Below are 23897 nucleotides of genomic sequence, written 5' to 3'. Positions count from 1 at the left end.
CGTCGTCAGCGCGGGAGGTCGCGGTTGAAACGCAAGGTGGCGCGCGCGCCGTCCTCGGCGGTGATCCGCAGATCGAGACGCAACGTGTCCGGGCCGCTGACGCGCGCGACGGCCACGTGTTCGACACGCCCGTCCAGATCCACGGCGTCGAATGCCAGCGTCTGGCGCACGCCGCGCAGGTCGCGCGCCTCGCCGGTAATCTGCACCGGCACCGGGACATCGCCGCGTTGCACGCTGACCAGCACCAGCGCCCGGTCCCGCGCCGGCTCGATCGCATACCGCTTCGCGACCGCGGCGCCCACGTGCGCGGCCGGCACGACGCTGGCCATCACTTCGGCATCCCCGAGCATCGTCTGCGCGGGCATCGCGGCATTCTGCGCGGCGGCCTGCGCGTCGGCCGCGTCGGATGGCGCCTGTCCGCAGGCGGTCGCGAGCAGCGCGAGCCCGGCAAGGCACAGCGCGCGCGTGCACTCAATCATTGGCGGCCGACAGTTCGCCGCCGCGACGCGCGGCGTTGGCGATGGCGTCGGCCACCAGCGCGCGCAGGCCGCCGGCCTCGAACGTCTCGATCGCCGCCTGGGTGGTGCCGCCGGGCGAGGTGACGCGGCGGCGCAGGTCCGCCGGCGCCTCGTCGGATTCGACCAGCATGCGTGCCGCGCCGAGCACGGTCTGCAGCACCAGCGTGCGCGCATCCTGTGCCGGCAGGCCCTGCGCGATCGCGGCCGCTTCCATGGCCTCGGCCAGCAGGAAGATGTAGGCCGGGCCGCTGCCCGACACGGCGGTCACCGCGTCCATGCGCGCCTCGTCGTCGATCCACACGGTCTCGCCCGCGCTTTCGAGCAGCGCCTGCGCGCGCGCGCGGCCCGCAGCGTCGACCCGGGCATTCGCGTACAGGCCGGTCACGCCGGCACCGAGCAGGGCCGGGGTGTTGGGCATCGTCCGCACCACCGGCACGCCACCGCCGAGCCAGCGGTCGAGCTGGGTCGCGGTGATGCCCGCCGCGATCGACAGCACCAGCGGCTGCGCGGACTGCGCCACGTCGGCCAGTGATTCGCAGACCCCGCGCAGCACCTGCGGCTTGGTGGCCAGGACCCAGGTCGCCGCACCGTCGACGGCCTCGGTGGCCTCGGCAAACGTGCGCACACCGAAATCGCGGGCCAGCGCGTCGCGGCTGTCGGCATTGGGATCGACGACGCGCACCGAGCCGGCATCGCCACCGCGCGCGACCAGACCGCCGATCAGGCTGCGCGCCATGTTGCCGCCGCCGATGAAGACGATGGGCGCGGCGTTAGGAGTGTGGGGATCGGTCATGGCGGCCTCTCAGTCGGGAACGCGTCGATGGTAGCCGACGGCCCGCGCATCGCCGGTCAGGCGTCGGGACGCGCGCCGAACAGCGCCGAGCCCACGCGCACCATCGTCGCGCCTTCCGCGATCGCCAGTTCCAGGTCGTCGCTCATGCCCATCGACAGGGTGTCGATGGCTGGATCCTGCCCGGCCACGGTGTCGAACAGACGGCGCATGCGCGCGAATGCATCGCGCCGCCGCGCGGGTTCGGCGTGCGGGGCGGGAATCGCCATCAGTCCGCGCAACCGCAGGTGCGGCGCCGCGCGGATGGCCGCCACCAGCGCCGGGATTTCGGAGGGCGCGCAGCCGTGCTTGCTGGACTCGTCGTCGATGTTGACCTGTACCAGCACGTTCAGCGCGCCGCGCGCTGCCGGGCGGTGCGCGGCCAGGGCGTCGACGAGCTTCATCCGGTCGACCGTCTGCACCCAGTCGAACAGCTCGGCGGCCTGCTTCGCCTTGTTCGACTGCAGGTGGCCGATCAGGTGCCATTCCAGTCCGAGGCCGGCCAGTGCCCCGATCTTGTCCGCGGCCTCCTGCACGTAGTTCTCGCCGAACGCGTGCTGGCCGGCCGCGGCGAGGGCGGCGATGGCATCGGCAGGATGGCGTTTGCCGACGGCCAGCAGCCGCGGCGACGCTGGCCGCGCGGCGGCGCGGGCCGCGTTGTGGAGACGCGACACGACGGCATCGAGCGCGGCGCTGGCAGGAGACGAAGTCACGGGGATCGGGGCGTCCGGGCAGGTGAGAACGGTCTGGTTTTGTGCGGGGATTACCGGTCTATACTGCCGCCGGGGACAGGGAGGCGCCAGCCGGGAAGGCTCGTTGCGCACCCTGTGCGGATCATCATCAAGGGGTGTTGCATGGATATCGCCGAACTGTTGGCGTTCTCGGTCAAGAACAAGGCATCGGACCTGCATCTGTCCGCGGGGCTGCCGCCGATGATCCGCGTCGACGGCGACGTGCGCCGCATCAACATCCCCGCGCTCGAGCACAAGCAGGTGCACGCGCTGATCTACGACATCATGTCGGACAAGCAGCGCCGCGACTTCGAAGAGTTCCTCGAGGTCGACTTCTCGTTCGAGATTCCGGGCCTGGCCCGGTTCCGCGTCAATGCGTTCAACCAGAACCGCGGCGCCGGCGCGGTGTTCCGCACCATTCCGTCGGAAGTGCTGACCCTCGAAGACCTGAACTGTCCGCCGATCTTCCGCCAGCTCATCGACCAGCCGCAGGGTCTGATCCTGGTGACCGGCCCGACCGGCTCGGGCAAGTCGACCACGCTCGCGGCGATGATCGACCACATCAACAAGAACGAATACGCGCACATCCTCTCGGTCGAGGATCCGATCGAATTCGTGCACACCTCGCAGAAGTGCCTGATCAACCAGCGCGAAGTGCACCGCGACACGCACGGCTTCAACGAGGCGCTGCGTTCGGCGTTGCGCGAAGACCCCGACTACATCCTGGTCGGCGAGTTGCGCGACCTGGAGACCATCCGCCTGGCCCTGACCGCCGCGGAAACCGGCCACCTGGTCTTCGGCACGCTGCACACCTCCAGCGCGGCCAAGACCATCGACCGCATCATCGACGTGTTCCCGTCCGGCGAGAAGCCGATGGTGCGCTCGATGCTGTCGGAATCCTTGCGCGCGGTGATCTCGCAGTCGCTGCTGAAGAAGGTCGGCGGCGGTCGGACGGCCGCGTGGGAAATCATGGTCGGCATGCCGGCGATCCGGAACCTGATCCGCGAGGACAAGGTCGCGCAGATGTATTCGGCCATCCAGACCGGCCAGCAGTACGGCATGCAGACGCTCGACCAGCACCTGCAGGACCTGGTCAAGCGCGGCCTGATCACGCGCCCGGCCGCGAAGGAATACGCCAAGGACAAGCGTCTGTTCGAGTGACCGGACACGCACACTGATACGCCGCCGGCCGCATCCGGCCGCGGCGCGAGACGGGATCCCGGAGGATCGCCATGAGCAGCATCGACTTCACCTCGTTCCTCAAGCTGATGGCCCATCAGAAGGCCTCGGATCTCTTCATCACCGCCGGCATGCCGCCGTCGATCAAGGTGCACGGCAAGATTTCGCCGATCACCCAGAACCCGCTGACGCCGCAGCAGGCGCGCGATCTGGTGCTCAACGTGATGACCCCGCCGCAGCGCGAGGAATTCGAGAAGACCCACGAGTGCAACTTCGCGATCGGCGTCTCGGGCGTCGGCCGCTTCCGCATTTCGTGCTTCTACCAGCGCAACCAGGTCGGCATGGTGTTGCGCCGGATCGAGACGCATATCCCGAGCGTGGAAGAACTCAACCTGCCGCCGATCATCAAGACGCTGGCGATGACCAAGCGCGGCATCGTGATCTTCGTCGGCGCCACGGGTACGGGCAAGTCGACGTCGCTGGCGGCGATGATCGGCTATCGCAACCAGAACTCGACCGGCCACATCATCACGATCGAGGATCCGATCGAATTCGTGCACAAGCACGCGGGCTGCATCATTACCCAGCGCGAGGTCGGCATCGACACCGACAGCTGGGACGCGGCGCTGAAGAACACGCTGCGCCAGGCGCCGGACGTGATCATGATCGGCGAGGTGCGCACGCGCGAAGGCATGGACCACGCGATCGCCTTCGCCGAAACCGGCCACTTGGTGCTGTGCACGCTGCATGCGAACAACGCCAACCAGGCGATGGACCGCATCATCAACTTCTTCCCCGAAGACCGCCGCAACCAGCTGCTGATGGACCTCTCGCTGAACCTCAAGGGCGTGGTCGCGCAGCAGCTGATCCCGACGCCCGACGGCAAGGGCCGGCGCGTCGCGATGGAGATCATGCTCGGCACGCCGCTGGTGCAGGACTACATCCGCGAAGGCGAGATCCACAAGCTCAAGGAGGTCATGAAGGAATCGACCAACCTGGGCATGAAGACCTTCGACCAGGCGCTGTTCGAGCTCTACCAGGCCGGCGAGATCTCCTACGAGGACGCGCTGCGCTACGCCGACTCCGCGAACGAGGTGCGCCTGCGCATCAAGCTCGCCCAGGGTGGCGACGCGCGCACGCTGTCGCAGGGTCTCGATGGCGTCGAGGTGGCCGAGGTCCGCTGACCGTCCGCATCCTTCGCGAACGCCTCGACAGACGCCCCGCACCCGCGGGGCGTTCTGCTTTTGGCGGGTGCCCGCAACGCTGTGTTGCCGCAGACCGTCACGCCGCAGCGCTATGGTGACGCGGTCTTGTCGCCAACTTGACCCCACCCGGGGGACAATGGCGCGCATTCACCACCAAGGAGATCGCTGATGGCCTACACCCTCCCCGAGCTGGGTTACGCGTACGACGCGCTCGAACCGCACATCGATGCCAAGACGATGGAAATCCATCACACCAAGCATCACCAGACCTACATCAACAACGCCAACGCCGCGCTGGAAGGCACGCAGTGGGCGGACACGTCGGCCGAGGCGCTCATCGCCGATCTCGATGCGCTGCCGGAAGACAAGCGCGGCCCGCTGCGCAACAACGCCGGTGGCCACGCCAACCATTCGCTGTTCTGGACGGTGATGTCGCCCAAGGGCGGCGGCAACCCGGTCGGCGATGTCGCCAAGCACATCGACAGCGATCTCGGCGGCTTCGACGCGTTCAAGGAAGCCTTCACCAAGGCTGCACTGACGCGCTTCGGCAGCGGCTGGGCCTGGCTGTCGGTCGACACGTCCGGCGTGCTGAAGGTCGAAAGCAGCGCCAACCAGGACAACCCCCTGATGAAGGGCATCGGCTCGGGCAACACCCCGATCCTCGGCCTCGACGTCTGGGAGCACGCGTATTACCTGAACTACCAGAACCGTCGTCCCGACTACATCGCCGCGTTCTACAACGTCGTCGACTGGAACGAAGTCGAGCGTCGTTACCAGGAAGCGTTCAAGGGCTGAGTCCTGCCGTTCTGATGTGTGTTTCCATTCCGGCCGCGAAAGCGGCCGGAATGCTGTGGAGGCGGAATTTTCGGGCGCGGCGGACCCGCGCCTTCCCCCGCGTGCGGAGGAAGGCTGGGATGGGGGCGGAGGATGCTGTTGAGAAAATCGGAACACGCGCGCGCCGATTGAGTGCCCGACGCTTCGGCGATCGGAAGGTTTGCCCCCTCCCAAACCCTCCCCCGCAGGCAGGGGAGGGCTCAAGCGCTTCGCTTGGCCTTCTCGATATCCCGCATCACCGGACAATCCGCCCGGTGCGCGCCGGGCAGGTAGCCCAGGCTCATCAGGAATTCGCCGGTGATCTCGCCGCCGGTGAAGCGGAACGTCTTCTTGAACAGCCTGACCCACGAGGCCTTGTCGCGCGGCGCGCCGTGCTCGACCGCATGCGCGTCCAGCCATTCGACGAAGCCGCCGTGGCTGTCGCGCAGACCCTGGATCACCTGCGCGTTGTGGATCGCGGCATCGACTTTCAGCCGGTTGCGGATGATCGACGCATCGCCGAGCAGGCGCGCGCGATCGGCCTCGCCGTAGGCCGCGACGGCGTCGACGTCGAAGCCGTCGTAGGCCGCGCGGAACCCGTCGCGCTTGCGCAGGATGGTTTCCCAGCTCAGGCCGGCCTGGTTGATCTCCAGCAGCAGGCGCTCGAACAGCACCGCTTCCGCGCGCTGCGGAAAGCCGTATTCGGTGTCGTGATAGGGGCCGTGGACCGGATGGCCGGGGGCGATGTCGCAGTAGCCGCTCATCGACGCAGCATAGGACGCGTAGACGGCTGCCGCCATCGGGTGCGACCCGGGTTGCGGCGTTCACGCAGCGCACGTCACCATGCGCTGTCGCCCTTGCCGGATCCGTCGATGGAAATCGCCCACCGCCGCGTTGCCACCGTGCACTTCACCCTGTCCGACGACAGCGGACAGCGCATCACCTCCACCCGCGGGCACGATCCGCTGGTCTACATGCACGGCAGCGGGACGATCATCGCCGGGCTGGAAGCGGCGCTCGAGGGGCGGAAAGCCGGTGAGACCTTCACCGTCGACATTCCGCCCGAGCGCGGCTTCGGGCCGCGTCACGACAGCCTGGTACAGACGCTGCCGCGCACGATGTTCAACGGCAGCGCCACGCCCACGGTGGGCGAGAAACTGCGGGCGCAGACCGAAAAGGGGCCGCTGGATGTGATCGTGACCGCGCTCGACGATGCCCAGATCACGGTCGACGGCAACAATCCCCTCGCCGGACGCGTTCTGCGCGCCGACGTGGAAGTGGTCGGCGTCCGCGTGGCGACACCCGACGAGCTCCAGTTCGGGCTCTAGCCGGCGCGCTGGCCGCAGGCGTATCGCCCGCGGCGTTCAGTCCCGGTCGGGGCTTGCGAAGGCCGCAGCGCCGCCGGTGCACCCGGGTTGGCTAGAATGGGCGCATGTCGTTCTTCGCCAACCACATGCTGGTCGCGCTGCCCGCGCTGCAGGATGCCAATTTCGCCCGGGCCGTCGCGCTCATCTGCCAGCACGACGAGGACGGTGCGATGGGCGTGGTGATCAACCGGCCCTCCGAGTACACCTTCGGCGAACTGCTGGAGCAGATGCACATCGTCCTGCGGGACGAACGCCTGCGCGACCATCGCGTCCTGGCGGGCGGCCCGGTGCACCCCGAGCGTGGTTTCGTGCTGCATGACGGACCCGGCGGCTGGGATTCGAGTCTGGAAATCACGGAGGGGTTGCACGTGACCACCTCGCGCGACGTCCTCGAGGCGATGGCGGCGGGCGACGGTCCCGAGCACGCCACCCTGGCACTGGGGTGCGCCGGCTGGGGCAAGGGGCAGCTGGAGCGGGAGCTCACCGAACACAGCTGGCTGACGGTGCCCGCCGATCCGCAGCTGGTCTTCGAAACGCCGCTCGACGCGCGCTGGCAGGCGGCCGCCGGTCGCATCGGTGTCGACATGATGCACGTCGCCAGCCACAGCGGCCGGGCATGAGCGACGCGACCCCGCCGCCGATCCGCCGCGACGGCACGGTCCTCGGCTTCGACGTGGGTGCGCGCCGTATCGGTGTCGCGGTGGGCAGCGCGTTCGGGCATGGCGCGCGCGCGCTGGCGGTGATCGACGTGCACGGCGCGCAGATCGACTGGCAGGCCGTCGATCGCCTGCAGAAGGAATGGCGACCCGACGGCATGATCGTCGGCGACCCGCTGACCCTCGAAGGCGGCGACCAGCCTGCGCGCAAGCGCGCGCGTGCGTTCGCGCGCGAACTGCAGGCGCGCTACAGGTTGCCGGTGGTGCTGGTGGACGAGCGGGCCAGCTCGATCGAAGCCGCGCAACGCTTCGCGATCGACCGCGCCGAAGGCCGTCGCAAGCGGCGTGACGCGGCCGCGCTGGATGCGGTCGCAGCCGCCGTCATCGTCGAACGCTGGCTGGCGTCGCCGGGCGACGCGACGCCGGTCTGACGCCGCGCCGCGGTGACCGGCGATGCCGGTGGATGTGTTGCGTTGCGCGAGGGCGAAGACGCTCTGCGTCACCGGCGCGTGCGCGTCGTCGCAGCTGTGGGACATTCGCGTCCGACGCGACACTCGCCGCACGCGCGCAGCTGCGGGACAATGCAGGTCCCGCCGCCGGATGTGCACTGCGATGAACGCCGCTCCTGATGCCCAGATCGACGCGACCGGCCGCCTGCGCCATCTGTTGACGCTCGAAGGCCTGCCACGCGCCACGCTCGAAGGCCTGCTCGCACGGGCGCAGGCGATGGTCGATGCGGGAGAGGTCAACACGCGACTGGCCGGCATCGCCGTCTGCACGCTGTTCTTCGAGCCCTCGACGCGGACGCGGCTCAGTTTCCAGCGTGCGACCCAGCGGCTCGGTGCCGACGTGCTCGGATTCGATGCGTCCACGTCGTCGACCACCAAGGGCGAGACCGCGCTCGACACTTTCCGCAACATCGAGGCCATGGGCGTGCGTGGGTTCGTCGTGCGGCATTCCGACGATGGCGCGGTCGCCGCGCTCGCATCCGCCGCGGCGCCGGGCACGGCCCTCGTCAATGCTGGCGACGGCCGCAGCGCGCATCCCACCCAGGGCCTGCTCGACATGCTGACCCTGCAGCAGGCCAAGGGCACCGATTTCTCCGGTCTGAAGGTCGTCATCGTCGGCGACGTGCGGCACTCGCGCGTCGCGCGCAGCGACCTGCACGCGCTGCGCACGCTCGGTGCCGGGGAGATCCGTGTCTGCGGACCGGCGTCGCTGCTGCCCGGTGCGTCCCTGCTGGCTGGCTGCATCGTGTCCCACGATCTCGATGCCGCACTCGAAGGCGTGGACGCGGTGATGATGCTGCGGCTGCAGCGCGAGCGCATGGCCGAGGGTCTGGTCGATTCGCTCGAGGACTACCACCGCGACTACGGCCTCGACGCGCGTCGCCTGCGCCGCGCCGCGAGCGACGCGGTGGTGCTGCATCCTGGTCCGATGAACCGCGGTGTGGAGATCGACGACGACGTCGCCGACGGTCCGCAGTCGCTGATCCTGCGCCAGGTCGCCAACGGCGTCGCCGCGCGCATGGCGGTGCTGGAAACCCTGCTGGGCTGACCGGCCGCCGGGTCGCGAATCCGGTATGGTGCGGCGTCCCCGCAGCCGCGCCCGCACGATGTCCTCGAACGATTCCAACGCGTCCCTGCCGGCGCAGGCCGCCGCCTCGCCGGCACATGCACTGAGCCCGCGCCAGCTGGTGATGATGGGCCTGGGCAGCGCGATCGGTGCCGGCCTGTTCCTCGGCTCCGGCGTCGGCATCCAGACCGCCGGGCCCGCGGTGCTGGTGTCGTACCTGATCGCCGGCGCGCTGGTGATCGTGGTGATGCACGCGCTCGGCGAGATGGCCGCGGCCAAGCCGGCCAGCGGTGCGTTCTCGGTCTACGCCGCCGATGCGATGGGCCCGGTCGCCGGCGCGACCGTGGGTTGGCTGTGGTGGTTGCAGGTGGTGATCGTGATCGCGGCCGAGGCGGTGGGCGCGGCCGGATTGCTGGCCTCGATCTGGCCGTCGCTGTCGGTGCCCGGGCTCTCACTGTGCTTCATGGGCGTGTTCACCGCGATCAACCTGCTGGGCGTGCGCAATTTCGGCGAGTTCGAATTCTGGTTCGCGATCCTCAAGGTCGTCGCGATCCTCGCCTTCATCGCGATCGGCATTGCGCTGATCGCGGGCTGGCTGCCGGCGGTCGCGTCGCCGGGGCTGACGAACCTGCTGGGCGCCGACGGTTTCGCGCCGCGTGGCTGGGCCGGGATCGGCGCGGCGCTGCTGGTGGTGGTGTTCGCGTTCGGCGGCACCGAAATCGTCGCGATCGCGGCGGCGGAGACCAACGATCCGGCGAAAAGCCTCGCGCGCGCGATCCGCACGGTGGCATGGCGCATCCTGGTGTTCTATCTCGGCTCGATCGCGGTCATTGTCGCGGTTGTGCCGTGGGACAGCCCGGCGCTCGCATCGCCGTTCGCGGCGGTGCTGCAGATCGCCCGGATCCCGGGCGCCGCGACCGCGATCACGCTGGTCGCGGTGATCGCCCTGCTGTCGGCGCTCAACGCCAATCTCTACGGCGCGTCGCGGATGATCTGGTCGCTGGGTCGTCGCGGTGATGCACCGGCGGTGTTGGGTCGCAGCGATCGTCGCAACGTGCCGATCGCTGCCGTGCTGGCCAGCGTGAGCTTCGGGTTCGCTGCGGCTGCACTCGAGCTGGCGTTTCCGCAACGGGTCCTGCCGGTGTTGCTGAGCGTCGTGGGTGCGACCTGCCTGCTGGTCTGGACGCTGGCGCTGGTCTCGCAGTTCATCCTGCGCCGCCGGGCCGATCGTGCGGGCACGCCGTTGCCGTTCCGCATGCGCGCGTTTCCGGTACCCACGCTCGCCGCGCTGGCGGTGCTCGGGGTGATCTTCGCGATGCTGATCGCCTCGCCCGACACGCGTGCGCAGTTCCTGTCGATGGCCGCGCTGACGCTGGCGATCGCGGGGCTCAACGCGCTCGCACAGCGCCTAGGGCGCGCGCCGCAGGCGGGCTGAGACGCCTCAGCGCCGCTGCGCGAACAGCCAGGGCCACAGCGCTTCGGTGCGATAGGCCGCATCCCAGCTGTTGTGGTTGGCGTCGGGAAATTCCGTGTAGCGCACGTCGGCGCCGGCATCGCGCAGCGCGGCATGCATGCGGCGCGACTGTTCCGGCGGGACCACGTCGTCGAGCGCGCCGTGGAAGATCCAGCTCGGAATGGCGCGCAGGCGTCGCGCCGTTTCGGCATACGGATCGGCGGCCGGCTGGGTGGATTCGACGTACAGCGTGTCGAGATCGGGCCGCGAGCCGGGCGCGGTGATGCCGCCGCACACGGGGACCAGCGCGGCGAAGCGCGTCGGCTCACGCAGCGCCAGCGACCAGGTGCCGTAGCCGCCGCGCGACATGCCGGTCAGCGACGTGCGGCTGCGGTCGCCGTCGAACTCCGCGGTCGCCGCATCGAGGGTCGCCAGCGCCATCGTCGCGGTGTCGCCTTCCCAGGATTCGCCTTCCGGCGATTGCGGAAACACCACCAGCGCCGGGAAGTCCGCTGCGTGCGCGCGCACGTAGGGGCCGAGACCGGCATGGATCTGCTTCTCGCCATCGTCGCCGCGTTCGCCCGAGCCGTGCAGGAACAGCACCACCGGCACCGGACGCGGCAGCTGCGCCGCCGGCACGAAGACCTGGTAGGCGACGCGGCGGCCGTTCGCGTCGAGCTCGCGACGGACGAAGCGGCCGGGCCCCGCGCCGGACGCGGGCAGGGCACTCACGCAGCCGGACAGCATGGCAGCGCCGCCGGCGAGGGCAAGGCCGCGCAGCAGACGGCGGCGGGCGATGGAATGGGGGACATTGGGCATGCGATCACTCCGGAGCGGATCAGGCGAAGGTCCACAGACCCAGCGCCAGCAGGTGCAGGACGACCATCGAGGCGAACACCTTACGGTAGGCCGGCTTGGCGCGCTTGTGACGCAGCACCTGCTGCGCGAGCGCTGCAGCAGGCCAGCCACCGAGCAGTTCGAGCAGATGCAGATGCGCCTCGGGCGTGCGCCAGCGGCCGTGGCGCGCGGCGTGTTTGTCGAATGCATAGGCGGCTGCGGTCAGCGCATTGAGCCCGGCCAGCGCGGCGAGCGCGAGCTGCGGCAGTCGCCCGGAGACGATTCCGTAGCCGAGCAGCGCACACCAGGCCCCCAGCGCGACCGCGATCGGCAGTCCGCGTACACCGCCCGCGGGTGTGGCCGCCGATGCACGCCGATCGCGCTTCGGCGCGGCGCGCGCAGTGCGGGGTGTCTGCGTCGTGCCGACCGCGGCCACGTGCACCGCGCGCCAGCGTCCATCGGCCTGCTGCGTAGGCGTATAGCGCACACGGACGCCGACATCGGGCCGTGCACCGCTGCGGTCGAAATCGCGGACATGGAAGAAGACGCGATCCGGGCCACCGGTCGCGGCGTCCTCGGGGGTGATGAAACCGAAGCCGCGCGCGTCGTCCCAGCGTTCGATCCGACCGAATCCGGCACGTGCGCGCATGGTCGTCACCTCAGAACCTGTTCACGATCTGTCGCGAGCGCAGCCGGATGGCGCGTGGCGGAGCGCAGGAAGCGCAGTGTACGTGCTGGTACATGAGCATTTGTGTCCGCCATCCATGGCGGACACCCTTGCTGGCCATCGCCATCGCCAACGCGATGTGAAGAACCGCTCCAAGCGGTTCTTTCGAGCACCGCACGCGCGTCATCCGGCAAGCGCAGCAAGATTGTGGACAGGTTCTCAGCGCAGCATGATCGCGGTGGCAAGGCCGAGGAAGCTGAAGAACCCCACGATATCGGTCACCGCGGTGACGACGACGGTGCCGGCGACGGCGGGGTCGACGCCCAGCCGCTTGAGCAGCAACGGCAGCAGCGTGCCGGCCAGCGCGGCCGAACAGAAATTGATCACCAGCGCGGCGAAGATCACCAGCGACAGCACCCAGTCGTGGAACCACACCAGCGCCACCAGGCCGACCAGTCCACCGATCAGCAGGCCGTTGATCAGCGCGACGCGCAATTCCTTCCACAGCAGGATGCGCGCGTTGCTCGCGCCGACCTGGCCCAGCGCGATGCCGCGCACCATCAGCGTCAGCACCTGCACCGCGGCATTGCCGCCGATGCCGGCCACGATCGGCATGAGCACCGCGAGCGCGACGATCTGCTCGATCGTCGCTTCGAAGCGACCGATGACGAACGCCGCGAGAAACGCGGTGCACAGGTTGATGCCCAGCCACACCACGCGACCACGCACCGCGCGCCGGATCGGCGAGAAGAGATCCTCGTCCTCGTCCAGACCAGCGGCCGACAGTGCCTGGTGTTCGGCCTGCTCGCGGATGATGTCGATCACGTCGTCGACCGTGATGCGGCCGAGCAGGATGTTGTTGTCGTCGACGACCGGCGCCGACACCCAGTCGTTGTCCGAGAACTGGCGGGCGACCTGTTCGGCCGACTCGGCGACGTGGATCGAATCGAGCTCGTCGTCGATCAGCTTGTTGATCGGCGTGCCCGGCTCGCGCGTCACCAGATCCTGCAGCGCGACCCAGCCGGCCAGCTGGTGGCGGCGGTTGACGACGTAGAGGTGGTCGGTGTGTTCGGGCAGTTCGCCGCGCAGGCGCAGGAAGCGCAGCACCACGTCCACCGTGGTGTCGGCGCGCACCGTCACCACGTCGGGATTCATCAGGCGGCCGGCGGTGTCCTCGGGGTAGGAGAGCACCTGCTCCAGCCGCTCGCGGTTCTCGCGGTCCATCGCCCGGAGGACTTCGTCGATCACCGCATCGGGCAGGTCCTCGACGAGATCGGCGAGATCGTCGATGTCGAGATCCTCGACCGCGGCGACCAGCTCGTCGGCATCCATGTCCGCGATGAGGCTTTCGCGGACCTCGTCGCCCACGTGGACCAGCACTTCGCCGTCGTCCTCGGGGTCGACCAGACCCCACACGACCATGCGCTTGTCGTGCGGCAGCGATTCGAGCAGGTTGCCGATCTCGGCGGGTGCGAGCGTATTGACCAGCCGGCGCACCGGACCGAGTCGACCACTGTCGAGTGCATCGGACAACAGACGCAGCTGGCGCGCGGTCTTGTCGGGGCGGACGGCTTCGGCCATGGAGAGCTCCGTTGCGCGTCGCGACAGTCTCGGCGCGACAGGGGGTCAGGTGTGCATCGCGGCATTATCCGGGAAATCGCACGTCTTCCGCCATGGTCCACGCGGAAGACGCAGGTGGGCTTCATGCAGCCCACGCGTCTGGCGACGCACGCGCCATCACTCCGCGACGTGCACCGGCTGTACCGCATCGAGCCAGCGCTCGATGCCGGCGCGGTCGCGGGTCCGCAGCAGTGCGGGTGCGCGCGCGCGCAGATGGCCCAGGTCGAGGGCACGGATCGCGCGGCGCACTTCGAGCAGCGGAGACGGATGCAGGCTCAGCTCCTCGATGCCGAGTGCGAGCAGCAGCGGCGTGAAGCGTGCATCGCCGGCGATCTCGCCGCAGATCGACGCCGGCATGCCGCGCGCGCGTGCCACCCGCACCACGCTGTGGAGCAAGCGCAGGACCGCGGGATGAAGCGGCGAGTACAGATCGCCCAGCGCGTCGTTGTTGCGATCGGCCGCGAGCAGGTACTGCACGAGGTCGTTGGTGCCGATCGAGATGAAATCGAGATCGCGGGCGAAGGTCGGCAGCGCGATCGCCGCCGAGGGCACCTCGATCATCGCCCCGAGCGGAATCCGCGCCGCGGTCTCCTGGCCGTCACGCGCCAGGTCGCGCAGCACGCGCGTGAGGACGTGGCGCACCGCCACGATCTCCTCGCGGCCGCTGACCATTGGTACGAGGATCCGCACCGGGCCGTAGCCGGAGGCGCGCGCGATCGCACGCAGCTGGGTCTCCAGCAGGCCGGTGCGCGCCATCGACAGGCGCACGCCGCGCAGGCCGAGTGCCGGATTGGGTTCGTTGCGCAGCGCGAGTCCGCTGTTGTCGGCCTTGTCCGCGCCGATGTCGAGGGTGCGGATGGTCACGGTACGGCCGGTCATGCCCAGAACGAGATCGCGATAGGCGCGGAACTGCGCGTCCTCGTCGGGAATCTCGCGGCCCTGCAGGAACAGGAATTCGGTGCGGTACAGGCCGATGCCGGCGGCGCCGAGTGCATGCGCCTCGGCGACGTCCTCGCGCGATTCGGCGTTCGCGTACAGGCGGATGTCGACGCCGTCGATGGTCTTGCTGGGCTCGCGGCGCAGGCGGCGCAGCTGCTTGCGCTCGCGCTTCTCCTCGCGCAGTCGCGCGCGGTAGATGCGCAGGTCCGCCGGGGCGGGCTCGACGACGATCTCCCCGGTGTTGCCGTCGATCACCAGCACGTCGCCGTCGTTGATCGCGCCGAGCGCCTGCGGTGCGTTGACGATCAGCGGCAGGTGCAGGCTGCGCGCGAGGATCGCGGTGTGCGACAGCATGCTGCCGCCCGACGTCACGATGCCCAGCACACCCTGCGCGTGCAGCTGCCCGATCTCCGACGGTGCGATCGCGTCGGTGACCAGGATTTCGCCGGCGACGCCCTGCAGTTCCGCATCGTGGTCGTGCAGGGCCGCATGCACCCGGCCGATGACGTGGTCGATGTCCTCGATGCGGCTGCGGAAGTAGGCATCGTCCATGCCTTCGAACACCGCCGCGAGCCGGTCGCGCTGCAGGCGCAGTGCGTAGTCGGCGCCGTAGAGCCCGGACCGGACGAGTGCGTCGAGTCCCTGCAGCAGCTCGGGATCCTCGAGCAGCAGGGTGTGCAGATCGAGGAATTCGCCGACCTCGTGCGCGAGCGCGCCGTGCAGCTGGTCGCGCATGGCGCGGATCTCGCCGCGCACCTGTTCGATCGCGGCATGCAGCCGCGCCAGTTCGGCCTCCGCCTCGCCCGGCGCGATCCGCGCCTCGGCGACTTCCAGCGCATGCGGCTCGCGCACGCGCGCCCGACCCAGCGCGCTGCCGCGGGAGGCACCCTGTCCGTGGAGCCCCTGCCGCATCAGCCCTCCTCGTCGAACCTGCGCTCGAACAGGGCTGCCGCCGCCTCCATCGCGGCGGCTTCGTCCTCACCGTCGAGACGCAGCACGACCTGGGTGCCGTGGCCCGCGGCCAGCAGCATCACGCCCATGATGCTCTTGGCATTGACCTCGCGACCCTTGGCGACGAGCGTGGCGTTGCAGCGGAAGCCCGACAGCACCTGCACGAGCTTGGCGGTCGCACGGGCGTGCAGGCCGAGCTTGTTGGCGACGAGCAGTTCGCGTTCGATCATCGGGAAGCAATCCTGGTACAGCGCGGGGGAGGGGGGAAGCGGTGCGGCTCAGGCGTCGTCGAGCAGGACACCGTTGCGGGCGCCCGCCGCAGCCGTCGCCGGCAGGTCGTCGAGCGCCTGCTCAGGATAGTTCATGACCCGCAACAGCATCGGCAGGCTCAGGCCCGACACGCGCCGCGCCGGCGTGCCCAGACGCGCCAGCTGCGCGGCGACGTTGCTCGGACTGGCGCCGTAGAGATCGGTGAGGATCAGCACGCCGTCGCCACCGTCCACCCGGCGCATCGCCGCACTCGCATGTGGCAGAGCGGTGTCGGGATGCGCGTCGAACGGCATCTCGAACACGTCCGCCTTCAAGGGCAGCTGCTGCATCAGACGGGTCGCCACCGCCAGCATCGCGGAACCGATTCCCTCGTGGGTCAATAGAAGTACGCCGACGGCCATCCGCGGACGTTAGCAGAGCAGGGGGATCGCCCGGAAGCGTCGCGCGCGCGATGCAGCATCCGCCGGCACCGATGTCGCGCGACCACCGGCCTCAGTCGAGTTCGCGATGGTAGGTGGCCACGTCCCGCCAGCCCTGTTCGCGCGCATGCCGCGCCAGTGTTTCCGCCAGATAGACCGACCGGTGCCGCCCGCCGCTGCAGCCGAAGGCGACGGTCACGTAGCTGCGCGTGTCGCTGCGCAGCCGCGGCAGCCAGTTGTCGAGGAACTGCGACACCTGCGCGATGAAATCGCCGACGTCCTCCTGCCCTTCGAACCAGGTGCGCACATCGGCATCGCGCCCCGACAGCGGCCGCATGCGCGGGTCCCAGTGCGGGTTGGGCAGCATGCGCGCGTCGAACACGAAGTCCGCATCGGGCGGCACGCCGCGCCGGTAGGCGAAGGATTCGAACAGCAGGGAGACCGACTGGTCCTGGGCGAGGTCGAGTTCGGTGACGATGCGCCGGCGCAGCTGGTGGACGTTGAGGTCGCTGGTGTCGATGACGGTGTCGGCGAGGCTCCGCAGTGGCCGCAGCAGGCTGCGCTCCAGCGCGATCGCATCGGCCAGCGACAGGCCCACACGGCTCAGCGGGTGCCGGCGGCGGGTGTCGGCGAAGCGACGCAGCAGGACCTCGTTGCCTGTTTCAAAGAACACCAGGCGCGGATCCAGTCCCAGCGCACCCACGTCCGCCAGCCAGCCCGGTACCTTCGACAGGTCGGTATGGCGGTTGCGCACGTCGATGCCGACCGCCAGCCGCCGCGGTGGATCGTCGGCGCGGGTGAGGTTGGCGACGAAGTCGGCGAGCATGCCGGCCGGCAGGTTGTCGACGCAGTAGAAGTCGAGATCCTCGAACGTGCGCAGCGCGACCGACTTGCCGCTGCCCGACAGTCCGCTGACGACGTAGAACAGCGGCGGTGGCGCGGTGTCGGCCATCAGACGCCCCGCTCGAGGAACTGCGAGTGCCGGGCGAGAAACGCCGCGGCGGGATCGAGCCCCTTGGTGCGCAGGATGTGGATGCGCGTCGCCGCTTCGGCCAGGACGGCGAGGTTGCGGCCGGGCATCACCGGCAGCGTGATCAGCGGCACGTCGAGATCGAGCACGCGGCGCACGCCCAGATCGCCGGTCAGACGCACCATGCCGTCGCCATCGCCGGCCATCGTGTCGGCGTTGGGGCGGCTGAGATGGATGATCAGCCGCAGGTACTTGTTCCGCTTGACCGCCGTGTCACCGAACATCTCGCGGATGTTGAACACCCCCAGTCCGCGCAGTTCCAGCAGGTCCTGCAGCAGTTCGGGGCAGGTGCCGTCGAGCACATCGGGGGCGATCTGGGTGAACTCGGGCGCATCGTCGGCGACGAGTCGATGGCCGCGGGTAATCAGTTCCAGCGCGAGCTCGCTCTTGCCCGAGCCGGATTCACCTGTGATCAGCACGCCGATCGAGTACACCTCCATGAAGACGCCATGCAGGGTGATGCGTGGCGCCAGTTGCCGCGCGAGGTGGTACTGGAAGAGGTTGAGCAGTTCGTGGCCGCGGGCCGGCGAACTCCACAGCGGCGTATGCGACTCCTCGGCCGCTTCACGCAGGTCCTCGGGGCAGGGCTGGTCCTTGCTGATGACCAGCGCGAGTGGCCGGTACTGCATCATCCGTTCGATCGTCTCCCAGCGCAGGCGCGAGTCGAGACTGTCGAGCCAGGCCAGTTCCTCGGTACCGAGGATCTGCACCTTGTTGGGATAGATGATGTTGAGATAACCGGCGAGTGACGGCCGGCGGGCGATCGTCTCGACCGATTCGAGGACCTTGCGTCCGCCGTGCTGGCCCGCGAGCCAGCGCAGCCCGAGGCGCTCGTGCAGCTGCGCGAACAGCTCCTGGGCCTGGATGCTCGCGTTCAAGCGCGAATCGCGTCCGAGCCGGCGCGCGGCGCGGCCTCGAGCAGCAGCGTACGGAGCCGGGCGAGATCGCGTGCGGCACGCAGATCGTCGCGGTAATCGGCGTTGGAGAAATGCTCGACCAGCCCGGCCAGCGTCTGCAGATGCTGCTCGACCTGGTGGTCGGGCACGCACATCGCGAACACCAGATCGACCGGCTGGCCGTCAGTGGCGCTGAAATCGATGGGATGCGACAGCCGCAGGAATGCGGCGCGGGGTTCGCGGAAGGCGGCGCTGCGTGCATGCGGAATCGCAACACCGCGTCCGATGCCCGTGCTGCCCAGCTGCTCGCGCTCACGCAGGGCGTGGGCGAGCAGGGGCGTCAGCGTCGGGGAATTGCCGGCGAGCAACCGCGCGGCGGAGTCCAGAACGACATCGCGTGAGCCGGGTGCAACCAGCATCACGATGCGGTCGGCCGAGAGCAGATCGGAAAAGGACATGCCGCGCGGTGCCCCGAAGGCAATTCGTGGGAGCAGCAGCCTAGCCGAAAGTCCCGTCGCGTGCAGGGTTCTCACCGCGATGGTGATCGACGACCTTCTTGCGATGCTTCACCAGCAGACGGTCGACCTTGTCGGCCAGCTGGTCGATCGCGGCATACATGTCGGCTGCGCTCGCGTCGGCGTGCAGGGTCTTGCCGGCGATGAGGGCAGTGGCCTCGGCCTTGTGGTGCGGCTTGTCCACACTGAGCTGGACGCGGACGTCCAACGGTCGATCGAAGTGCTTGGCGAGCTTCTGGAACTTGGTGTCCACGTAGTCGCGCAGCGGGGGCGTCACCTCGAGCTGGTGGCCATGGGTCTCGACATGCATCGGCAACCTCCTTCAACGGTTCTGGAAGGACCCGTCCGCGATCGACGCGGGCGATCGGGTCCAGAGTAGCGCGACGGGGGCGCGGTGCAAGCACCGTCCGTCACGCCTTCATGGACCACCGTAGGGAACCGGAAGTTCAGGCGATGCGAACGCGCTCGTGCGAGGAGACGATGTGCAGCGCTTCGCGGTATTTCGCCACCGTGCGCCGCGCCACCGGCACGCCGGCAGCCTTGAGCAGCTCGGCCAGGCGCGCGTCCGACAGCGGCTTGCGCGGATCCTCGGCGTCGACGAGGCTGCGGATCATCTGCTGGATCGCGGTGCTCGAGGCTTCGCCGCCGCCATCGGTGCCGACGCCGGAGTCGAAGAAGTCCTTCAGCGACAGCGTGCCGCGCGGCGTGTGCACGTATTTGCGGGCGACCGCGCGCGAGACGGTCGACTCGTGCATGCCGATTTCCTCGGCGACTTCGCGCAGGGTGAGCGGGCGCAGCGCGCGCTTGCCGAATTCCAGGAAACCCGACTGCTGCCGCACCAGGCAACGCACCACCTTGAGCAGGGTTTCGCCGCGTGCCTCGATGTTCTTCAGCAGCCAGCGCGCTTCCTGCAGTCGCCCCTTGAGATAGCCGGCGTCGGTGGCGCCCGCGTGCTGGATCATCTGTTCGTAGCCGCGATGGATGGTCACGCGCGGAAAATGCGAGCCGGCGAGGGCGGCTCGCCAGACGCCGTTCTGGCGGGTGATCACGCAGTCGGGCGTCACGTAGTTGTCGTGGGGCACGTTGCCGATCTGCGCGCCGGGGCGCGGGTCCAGGCTGCGCAGCAACTGCAGCGCGGTCGCGGCTTCTTCGGCCGGACAGCCCAGCGCATCCGCCAGTCCCGGCGCGCCGAGTTTCGGCAGGCGTTCGATATGGTCGCGCGCGGCCAGCAGGGCGACCGCGCGGCCCGGCGTGTCGACATGCAGCGGTTCGAGCTGCAGACGCAGGCATTCGCCCAGATCGCGGGCGCCGACCCCGACCGGGTCGAAACGCTGCACCCGGCACAGCACCGCGGCGACCTCACCCGACGTGGCCCGCGTCTCGGGCAGCAGCGCCGCGACGATATCGTCCAGCGACTCGCGCAGATAGCCGTCGTCGTCGATCGCGTCGATCAGGGCGATGCCGATGTTGCGGTCACGCGGAGACATCGTGCTCAGGTGCAGCTGCCAGGACAGATGGTCCTGCAGGCTTTCGGACTGGATCATCCGGTCGGCGGCATCGCCGTCACCGTCGATGTCGCCCTGGCCGTTGCCGCTGCCCGTGCCGCGCTCGTTCCAGCCGTCGTCGCCGTCCCAGGCGGCCGCAGGCTCGCCGTCACCCTCGCGATTGTTCGCGTCGTGGTCTTCGCGGCTGCTGTCGGCATCCTGCGCGCTGCCGCGTTCGGAGGTCGGCTGCACGGAGATCGATTCGGGTTCTTCCCAGTCGAGCAGCGGATTGCTCTCGACCGCGGTGGTGATCTCGGTTTCCAGTTCCACCGACGACAGCTGGAGCAGGTGCAAGGCCTGGCGCAACTGGGGCGTCAGGACGAGGTGTTGCCCCAGCGATGTCTGCAGACGTGGCTTCATCGACTCCGGAACTCCCTGGCCGGATGCGTGCGCCAACTACAGACGGAAGGATTCCCCCAGGTAGACGCGACGCACGTCTGGATTGGCGAGCAGTGCGTCCGGAGCCCCCTGCGCGAGCACGCCACCGTCGCTGAGGATATACGCACGGTCACAGATCCCCAAGGTCTCGCGGACGTTGTGATCGGTGATGAGCACGCCGATCCCCCGTTGCTTGAGATGGGTGACGATGCGCTGGATCTCGCCGACCGAGATCGGATCGACACCGGCGAAGGGCTCGTCGAGCAGCATCATGCGGGGATTGGCCGCGAGCGCGCGTGCGATCTCGACGCGGCGCCGCTCACCACCCGACAGGCTGGCGCCGGCCTGGTCGGCGACGTGGGTGATCTGGAGTTCGTCCATCAGGTCGGCGAGGGTCTTCTGGCGACCGGCCTTGTCGAGGTCTTCGCGCAGTTCCAGCACCAGCATGATGTTGTCGGCCACGCTGAGCTTGCGGAACACCGACGGCTCCTGCGGCAGGTAGCCGACGCCGCGCTTGGCGCGGGTGTACATCGGTTCGGCGGTGATGTCGTGCCCGTCGAGCACGATGCGACCGGCGTCGGCCGGCACCAGGCCGACGATCATGTAGAAGCACGTGGTCTTGCCGGCGCCGTTCGGGCCGAGCAGGCCCACGACCTCGCCCGACTCGAGCGTCAGCCCGAAGTCCTTGACGATTTCACGCTGCTTGTAGCTCTTGCGCAGACCTTCGGCGACGAGCATCAGCGGCTGCCCTGCGCCGGGGCGGGCGTCTGGTTGCGCGGCTGGAACTGCATGCGCACCCGGCCCTGGCCCTCTCCGCCGCCCTGCACCCGGCCGGTCGACATGTTGTAGACGATGCGCTGGCCTTCGATCTTGCCCTGTCCGGGCTGGTTGACGACGGCGTTGCCGGTCAGCACGACGGTGTCGCTCTGCATGTTGTAGTCCGCCTGCGCGGCGGTGGCGTCGACCCAGCCGCCGTCGTCCATCTGCTGCTTCATCTTCACCGGGCCACCGTTGAGGATGACGCGCTGGAACTCGCCGCTCCGGCGGCGCAGATCGGCGCGCGTGGCCTGGATCTCGAGTGAGCCCTGGGTGATCGTCACGCCGCTGGTGAGCAGGCAGGGCAGCTGCTCGTCACTGACGGAGCAGTCGCTGGAGCCGGCATCGACGTCGATCGGCTGGTTGCGGTCCGACGCCTTCGCCAGCACGGCGGCAGGCATCGCGAACAGGGCGACCAGAAGCAGACTAGCGGCGGGAATTCGGTTCATTGCGGAATTTCACCTTGGAAAGAAGCTCGATCCGTCCCGAATCGAGGTCGGCACGCATGCCGGTGCCCTGCATTGTAGAACCCGGCTGTTCGACATCGACCAGCGCATCGGACGCGGCCTGGTTGCGTTGCGGAAAGACATTCATCGCCTCGGTCCGCATCCGGGTGGGGCGCGCGCTGCCTTCGGGGCTGTCGGCGGTCACATTGCCGCGCAGACGGACCTCTTCGTTGTCCTCGGAGACCCAGCCGGTCTGCGAGCGGATTTCCCAGCGGCCCTCGCCTTCCTTTTCCGGTACATGGAACAGCGGGGTGACCAGTTCGAGCGTGCGCGCGCCGGGCGTCTGCTGCAGTTGCGGAGCCTGCAGGGAAAACGCCTCGCGGCCTTCGTTGTCGAGGGCGACGATGTCGAAGTCGCGCAGCAGATAGTCGGTGCGGCCGTCGGCGGGGTCTTCGGCGACGATCGTGTCCTTCTGCCGCCAGGCCGACCAGCCGGAGATCAGCGCGCCGAGCAGCAGCACGACGGTCAGGGTCAGGCGCCAGTTCACGAGACCCGTCCGTCGGCATGGATGCCGGCCAGACGGCCCTGCGCGTGGAGGATGAGATCGCACAGCTCACGGCCGGCGCCGCGGCCGCCGCTGGCGCGCGTGCGCCAGTGGGCAGTGTCACCGGCGCAGGCGTGCGCGTCGCGAGGCGACACCGCGAGGCCGACCGCACGCATGACCGCGACGTCGGCCAGGTCGTCGCCCATGAAGGCCACTTCGTCCAGCGTGATGTCGAGCGCGGCGCACAGCGATTCGACCCGTGCGCGCTTGTCGGAGACGTGCACATGCGCCTCGACGCCGAGATCCTCGGCGCGGCGCTCCACGATGCCGCCCTTGCGCGCCGTGACCAGCGCGACCGCGATGCCAGCCTTGCGCAGCAGCACCAGCCCCTGGCCGTCATGGACATGGAAGGTCTTGATCTCGCGACCGTCGCTGTCGAACCCCAGGCTGCCGTCGGTCAGCGTGCCGTCGACGTCGAAGCACGCCAGGCGCACGCGGGCGGCGCGGGCGAGTATCGCGTCGGAGACATCGGCGAAGGGGGCGGGCGTGTCGGGCATGGCGTCGAAAGTATCGGGCATTGAATGAATGGGCACCGGCTCAGACCACGCGGGCGCGCAGGAGGTCCTGGACGTTCAGGGCGCCGACCACCCGGCGGTCGGCGTCGACGACCGGCAGCATCGTGATCTTGCGCGTTTCCATCAGCCGTGCGGCCTCGACCGCCAGCGCATCGGCGGCGATCGCGATCGGGTCGCGGGTCATCACGTCGGCGATGCGCGCGTTGCGGACATCGATGGCGGGGTCGGTCAGGGTCCGGCGCAGGTCGCCATCGGTGTAGAGACCGATCAGGCGCCGGGCATCGTCGACGACCACGGTCATGCCGAGGCGCTTGCGGCTCATCTCCAGCAGGGCGTCGGCGAGCGAGGCCTCTGCGGACACCGCCGGGATTTCGCCGCCGCCGTGCATGACGTCGCGGATGTGCAGCAGCAGGCGACGGCCGAGCGCGCCGGCCGGGTGCGACCGGGCGAAATCGTCGGCGGTGAAGCCGCGCGCTTCCAGCAGCGCAACGGCCAGCGCGTCGCCCATGGCAATGGAGGCTGTCGTGCTCGCGGTGGGGGCGAGCGCCAGGGGGCAGGCCTCGGCCGGCACGCTGATGTCGAGATGCACGTCGGCGGCAGTGGCCATGGTGGAGGTCGCCCGGCCGGTCATCGCGATCAGTGCGTTGCCCTGGCGCTTGAGCACCGGCAGCAGCATCAGGATCTCGTCGGACTCGCCCGAGTACGACAGCGCCAGTACCACGTCCGCGTCGGTGATCATGCCGAGGTCGCCGTGGCCGGCTTCGCCCGGGTGCACGTAGAAGGCCGGGGTGCCGGTCGAGGCCAGTGTCGCGGCGATCTTGCGGGCGACGTGGCCGGACTTGCCCATGCCCATGCAGACGACCCGCCCGCGGCATTCCAGAATGCGCGCGCAGGCGGCCGAGAACTCGCCATCGAGGCGCGCGGCGACCGCATGCAGGCCCTCGACTTCGACCGCGAAGACGCGGCGTCCGCTGGCCGCGAAATCGGACCTGCCGACGGCAACATCTCGGGGGTGGTCGACCATATCCGGCACAGGGCTTTTCCGTTAGGCTAAGCCGTTCATTTTATGCGCTTTCCGGCGTGAATGCCCCGCGACAGGCGGCGTCGGCGATGACGGCTCATCC

28 protein-coding genes are annotated in these 23897 nt (G+C 69.2%); 8 read left to right on the top strand and 20 right to left on the bottom strand.

The features are described from left to right. Positions 1 to 5: 5 nt before the first annotated feature. Genes CURTO8I2_RS06745 through CURTO8I2_RS06735 form a run of 3 tightly spaced genes read right to left on the bottom strand, consistent with a single transcriptional unit; the run spans position 6 to position 2060 of the window. The gene (locus tag CURTO8I2_RS06745) at positions 6 to 479 is read right to left on the bottom strand and encodes a DUF4426 domain-containing protein (RefSeq protein ID WP_159679752.1); all 474 of its coding nucleotides are present in this window, start codon (positions 477 to 479) and stop codon (positions 6 to 8) included. Continuing rightward, on the bottom strand, positions 472 to 1311 hold the full coding sequence (proC, locus tag CURTO8I2_RS06740) for a pyrroline-5-carboxylate reductase (RefSeq protein WP_159679750.1): 840 nt from the start codon (positions 1309 to 1311) through the stop codon (positions 472 to 474). The genes CURTO8I2_RS06745 and proC overlap by 8 nt, the downstream gene beginning before the upstream one ends. A gap of 56 nt (positions 1312 to 1367) precedes the next feature. Beyond that, positions 1368 to 2060, bottom strand: a complete 693-nt coding sequence (locus tag CURTO8I2_RS06735; RefSeq protein ID WP_236551024.1) for a YggS family pyridoxal phosphate-dependent enzyme — start codon at positions 2058 to 2060, stop codon at positions 1368 to 1370. Positions 2061 to 2201: 141 nt separating this feature from the next. Here CURTO8I2_RS06735 and CURTO8I2_RS06730 point away from each other — a divergent pair, with 141 nt between their 5' ends. The 3 genes from CURTO8I2_RS06730 (at position 2202) to CURTO8I2_RS06720 (ending at position 5257) form a co-directional block, all read left to right on the top strand. Further along, positions 2202 to 3239 (top strand): type IV pilus twitching motility protein PilT, encoded by a 1038-nt coding sequence (locus CURTO8I2_RS06730; RefSeq protein ID WP_055246947.1) that lies wholly within the window; start codon positions 2202 to 2204, stop codon positions 3237 to 3239. A gap of 71 nt (positions 3240 to 3310) precedes the next feature. Beyond that, positions 3311 to 4441 carry a PilT/PilU family type 4a pilus ATPase gene (locus CURTO8I2_RS06725; RefSeq protein ID WP_159679746.1) on the top strand — a complete coding sequence of 377 codons (1131 nt, stop codon included), beginning with the start codon at positions 3311 to 3313 and terminating at the stop codon, positions 4439 to 4441. Between the two features lie 189 nt (positions 4442 to 4630). After that, positions 4631 to 5257, top strand: coding sequence for a superoxide dismutase (locus tag CURTO8I2_RS06720; RefSeq protein ID WP_159679744.1), 627 nt, complete (start codon positions 4631 to 4633; stop codon positions 5255 to 5257). Between the two features lie 239 nt (positions 5258 to 5496). On the opposite strand, the gene CURTO8I2_RS06715 is transcribed toward CURTO8I2_RS06720, so the two are convergent. Then, on the bottom strand, positions 5497 to 6039 hold the full coding sequence (locus tag CURTO8I2_RS06715; RefSeq protein ID WP_159679742.1) for a DNA-3-methyladenine glycosylase I: 543 nt from the start codon (positions 6037 to 6039) through the stop codon (positions 5497 to 5499). Positions 6040 to 6147: 108 nt separating this feature from the next. Between CURTO8I2_RS06715 and CURTO8I2_RS06710 the strand changes: the two genes are divergently transcribed. From CURTO8I2_RS06710 to CURTO8I2_RS06690, 5 genes are all read left to right on the top strand, one after another. Beyond that, the gene (locus CURTO8I2_RS06710) at positions 6148 to 6603 is read left to right on the top strand and encodes a peptidylprolyl isomerase (protein ID WP_159679740.1); all 456 of its coding nucleotides are present in this window, start codon (positions 6148 to 6150) and stop codon (positions 6601 to 6603) included. A gap of 104 nt (positions 6604 to 6707) precedes the next feature. Next, a complete protein-coding gene (locus tag CURTO8I2_RS06705) occupies positions 6708 to 7262 on the top strand; it encodes a YqgE/AlgH family protein (protein WP_159679738.1) in 555 nt (184 codons plus the stop codon). Next, positions 7259 to 7729, top strand: coding sequence for a Holliday junction resolvase RuvX (gene ruvX / locus CURTO8I2_RS06700; protein ID WP_159679736.1), 471 nt, complete (start codon positions 7259 to 7261; stop codon positions 7727 to 7729). The genes CURTO8I2_RS06705 and ruvX overlap by 4 nt, the downstream gene beginning before the upstream one ends. A 181-nt stretch (positions 7730 to 7910) precedes the next feature. Continuing rightward, positions 7911 to 8855 carry an aspartate carbamoyltransferase catalytic subunit gene (locus CURTO8I2_RS06695; RefSeq protein ID WP_159679734.1) on the top strand — a complete coding sequence of 315 codons (945 nt, stop codon included), beginning with the start codon at positions 7911 to 7913 and terminating at the stop codon, positions 8853 to 8855. Positions 8856 to 8913: 58 nt separating this feature from the next. Continuing rightward, complete coding sequence (locus CURTO8I2_RS06690) at positions 8914 to 10308, top strand: amino acid permease (protein ID WP_159679732.1); 1395 nt, start codon at positions 8914 to 8916, stop codon at positions 10306 to 10308. Positions 10309 to 10314: 6 nt separating this feature from the next. Here the strand turns inward: CURTO8I2_RS06690 and CURTO8I2_RS06685 are convergent, their stop codons facing one another. The 16 genes from CURTO8I2_RS06685 to CURTO8I2_RS06610 form a co-directional block, all read right to left on the bottom strand. Then, positions 10315 to 11073, bottom strand: coding sequence for a prolyl oligopeptidase family serine peptidase (locus CURTO8I2_RS06685; protein ID WP_159681586.1), 759 nt, complete (start codon positions 11071 to 11073; stop codon positions 10315 to 10317). A 91-nt stretch (positions 11074 to 11164) separates the two neighbouring features. Next, on the bottom strand, positions 11165 to 11812 hold the full coding sequence (locus tag CURTO8I2_RS06680; RefSeq protein ID WP_201295486.1) for a DUF1294 domain-containing protein: 648 nt from the start codon (positions 11810 to 11812) through the stop codon (positions 11165 to 11167). A 237-nt stretch (positions 11813 to 12049) separates the two neighbouring features. Then, entirely contained in the window at positions 12050 to 13411 is a 1362-nt protein-coding gene (mgtE, locus tag CURTO8I2_RS06675) for a magnesium transporter (RefSeq protein ID WP_159679730.1), read from the bottom strand. Between the two features lie 156 nt (positions 13412 to 13567). Next, on the bottom strand, positions 13568 to 15301 hold the full coding sequence (ptsP, locus tag CURTO8I2_RS06670) for a phosphoenolpyruvate--protein phosphotransferase (RefSeq protein WP_159679728.1): 1734 nt from the start codon (positions 15299 to 15301) through the stop codon (positions 13568 to 13570). Next, the gene (locus CURTO8I2_RS06665) at positions 15301 to 15570 is read right to left on the bottom strand and encodes an HPr family phosphocarrier protein (RefSeq protein ID WP_159679726.1); all 270 of its coding nucleotides are present in this window, start codon (positions 15568 to 15570) and stop codon (positions 15301 to 15303) included. The genes ptsP and CURTO8I2_RS06665 overlap by 1 nt, the downstream gene beginning before the upstream one ends. A 48-nt stretch (positions 15571 to 15618) precedes the next feature. Next, a complete protein-coding gene (locus CURTO8I2_RS06660) occupies positions 15619 to 16011 on the bottom strand; it encodes a PTS sugar transporter subunit IIA (protein ID WP_159679724.1) in 393 nt (130 codons plus the stop codon). A 91-nt stretch (positions 16012 to 16102) separates the two neighbouring features. Further along, positions 16103 to 16981 (bottom strand): RNase adapter RapZ, encoded by an 879-nt coding sequence (gene rapZ, locus CURTO8I2_RS06655; RefSeq protein ID WP_159679723.1) that lies wholly within the window; start codon positions 16979 to 16981, stop codon positions 16103 to 16105. Beyond that, complete coding sequence (hprK, locus tag CURTO8I2_RS06650; RefSeq protein ID WP_159679721.1) at positions 16981 to 17937, bottom strand: HPr(Ser) kinase/phosphatase; 957 nt, start codon at positions 17935 to 17937, stop codon at positions 16981 to 16983. The genes rapZ and hprK overlap by 1 nt, the downstream gene beginning before the upstream one ends. After that, positions 17934 to 18413: a PTS sugar transporter subunit IIA gene (locus CURTO8I2_RS06645; RefSeq protein WP_159679719.1), complete on the bottom strand. Its 480-nt coding sequence runs from the start codon at positions 18411 to 18413 to the stop codon at positions 17934 to 17936. The genes hprK and CURTO8I2_RS06645 overlap by 4 nt, the downstream gene beginning before the upstream one ends. A 40-nt stretch (positions 18414 to 18453) precedes the next feature. Continuing rightward, positions 18454 to 18780: a ribosome-associated translation inhibitor RaiA gene (raiA, locus tag CURTO8I2_RS06640; protein ID WP_159679717.1), complete on the bottom strand. Its 327-nt coding sequence runs from the start codon at positions 18778 to 18780 to the stop codon at positions 18454 to 18456. Between the two features lie 136 nt (positions 18781 to 18916). Then, complete coding sequence (locus CURTO8I2_RS06635; RefSeq protein WP_159679715.1) at positions 18917 to 20374, bottom strand: RNA polymerase factor sigma-54; 1458 nt, start codon at positions 20372 to 20374, stop codon at positions 18917 to 18919. A gap of 36 nt (positions 20375 to 20410) precedes the next feature. Beyond that, entirely contained in the window at positions 20411 to 21130 is a 720-nt protein-coding gene (gene lptB / locus CURTO8I2_RS06630; RefSeq protein WP_159679713.1) for an LPS export ABC transporter ATP-binding protein, read from the bottom strand. Further along, positions 21130 to 21657, bottom strand: coding sequence for a lipopolysaccharide transport periplasmic protein LptA (gene lptA, locus CURTO8I2_RS06625; protein ID WP_159679711.1), 528 nt, complete (start codon positions 21655 to 21657; stop codon positions 21130 to 21132). Before lptA ends, lptB begins: the two co-directional genes overlap by 1 nt. Next, on the bottom strand, positions 21635 to 22201 hold the full coding sequence (lptC, locus tag CURTO8I2_RS06620; protein WP_159679709.1) for an LPS export ABC transporter periplasmic protein LptC: 567 nt from the start codon (positions 22199 to 22201) through the stop codon (positions 21635 to 21637). The genes lptA and lptC overlap by 23 nt, the downstream gene beginning before the upstream one ends. After that, positions 22198 to 22755: an HAD-IIIA family hydrolase gene (locus CURTO8I2_RS06615; protein WP_159679707.1), complete on the bottom strand. Its 558-nt coding sequence runs from the start codon at positions 22753 to 22755 to the stop codon at positions 22198 to 22200. Before CURTO8I2_RS06615 ends, lptC begins: the two co-directional genes overlap by 4 nt. A 40-nt stretch (positions 22756 to 22795) precedes the next feature. After that, positions 22796 to 23797 carry a KpsF/GutQ family sugar-phosphate isomerase gene (locus CURTO8I2_RS06610; RefSeq protein ID WP_159679706.1) on the bottom strand — a complete coding sequence of 334 codons (1002 nt, stop codon included), beginning with the start codon at positions 23795 to 23797 and terminating at the stop codon, positions 22796 to 22798. Positions 23798 to 23897: the final 100 nt, after the last annotated feature.

Origin of the sequence: Luteimonas sp. 9C (assembly GCF_902506295.1) — a bacterium.
Taxonomy (GTDB): domain Bacteria; phylum Pseudomonadota; class Gammaproteobacteria; order Xanthomonadales; family Xanthomonadaceae; genus Luteimonas.
Note: the sequence above shows the minus strand (reverse complement) of the source record. Positions and strands in the feature narration are given on the sequence as shown.

Coding starts and splice junctions, on each gene's coding strand:
- CURTO8I2_RS06725 (WP_159679746.1), top strand. CDS start 3,311: ATGAGCAGCATCGACTTCACCTCGTTCCTCAAGCTGATGGCCCATCAG.
- lptA (WP_159679711.1), bottom strand. CDS start 21,657: ATGAACCGAATTCCCGCCGCTAGTCTGCTTCTGGTCGCCCTGTTCGCG.
- CURTO8I2_RS06745 (WP_159679752.1), bottom strand. CDS start 479: ATGATTGAGTGCACGCGCGCGCTGTGCCTTGCCGGGCTCGCGCTGCTC.
- CURTO8I2_RS06680 (WP_201295486.1), bottom strand. CDS start 11,812: ATGCGCGCACGTGCCGGATTCGGTCGGATCGAACGCTGGGACGACGCG.
- CURTO8I2_RS06610 (WP_159679706.1), bottom strand. CDS start 23,797: ATGGTCGACCACCCCCGAGATGTTGCCGTCGGCAGGTCCGATTTCGCG.
- raiA (WP_159679717.1), bottom strand. CDS start 18,780: ATGCATGTCGAGACCCATGGCCACCAGCTCGAGGTGACGCCCCCGCTG.
- CURTO8I2_RS06685 (WP_159681586.1), bottom strand. CDS start 11,073: ATGCTGTCCGGCTGCGTGAGTGCCCTGCCCGCGTCCGGCGCGGGGCCC.
- mgtE (WP_159679730.1), bottom strand. CDS start 13,411: ATGGCCGAAGCCGTCCGCCCCGACAAGACCGCGCGCCAGCTGCGTCTG.
- CURTO8I2_RS06705 (WP_159679738.1), top strand. CDS start 6,708: ATGTCGTTCTTCGCCAACCACATGCTGGTCGCGCTGCCCGCGCTGCAG.
- CURTO8I2_RS06715 (WP_159679742.1), bottom strand. CDS start 6,039: ATGAGCGGCTACTGCGACATCGCCCCCGGCCATCCGGTCCACGGCCCC.
- proC (WP_159679750.1), bottom strand. CDS start 1,311: ATGACCGATCCCCACACTCCTAACGCCGCGCCCATCGTCTTCATCGGC.
- CURTO8I2_RS06690 (WP_159679732.1), top strand. CDS start 8,914: ATGTCCTCGAACGATTCCAACGCGTCCCTGCCGGCGCAGGCCGCCGCC.
- CURTO8I2_RS06710 (WP_159679740.1), top strand. CDS start 6,148: ATGGAAATCGCCCACCGCCGCGTTGCCACCGTGCACTTCACCCTGTCC.
- CURTO8I2_RS06615 (WP_159679707.1), bottom strand. CDS start 22,755: ATGCCCGACACGCCCGCCCCCTTCGCCGATGTCTCCGACGCGATACTC.
- lptB (WP_159679713.1), bottom strand. CDS start 21,130: ATGCTCGTCGCCGAAGGTCTGCGCAAGAGCTACAAGCAGCGTGAAATC.
- ruvX (WP_159679736.1), top strand. CDS start 7,259: ATGAGCGACGCGACCCCGCCGCCGATCCGCCGCGACGGCACGGTCCTC.
- CURTO8I2_RS06635 (WP_159679715.1), bottom strand. CDS start 20,374: ATGAAGCCACGTCTGCAGACATCGCTGGGGCAACACCTCGTCCTGACG.
- CURTO8I2_RS06645 (WP_159679719.1), bottom strand. CDS start 18,413: ATGTCCTTTTCCGATCTGCTCTCGGCCGACCGCATCGTGATGCTGGTT.
- CURTO8I2_RS06660 (WP_159679724.1), bottom strand. CDS start 16,011: ATGGCCGTCGGCGTACTTCTATTGACCCACGAGGGAATCGGTTCCGCG.
- CURTO8I2_RS06720 (WP_159679744.1), top strand. CDS start 4,631: ATGGCCTACACCCTCCCCGAGCTGGGTTACGCGTACGACGCGCTCGAA.
- CURTO8I2_RS06695 (WP_159679734.1), top strand. CDS start 7,911: ATGAACGCCGCTCCTGATGCCCAGATCGACGCGACCGGCCGCCTGCGC.
- rapZ (WP_159679723.1), bottom strand. CDS start 16,981: ATGGCCGACACCGCGCCACCGCCGCTGTTCTACGTCGTCAGCGGACTG.
- ptsP (WP_159679728.1), bottom strand. CDS start 15,301: ATGCGGCAGGGGCTCCACGGACAGGGTGCCTCCCGCGGCAGCGCGCTG.
- CURTO8I2_RS06730 (WP_055246947.1), top strand. CDS start 2,202: ATGGATATCGCCGAACTGTTGGCGTTCTCGGTCAAGAACAAGGCATCG.
- CURTO8I2_RS06665 (WP_159679726.1), bottom strand. CDS start 15,570: ATGATCGAACGCGAACTGCTCGTCGCCAACAAGCTCGGCCTGCACGCC.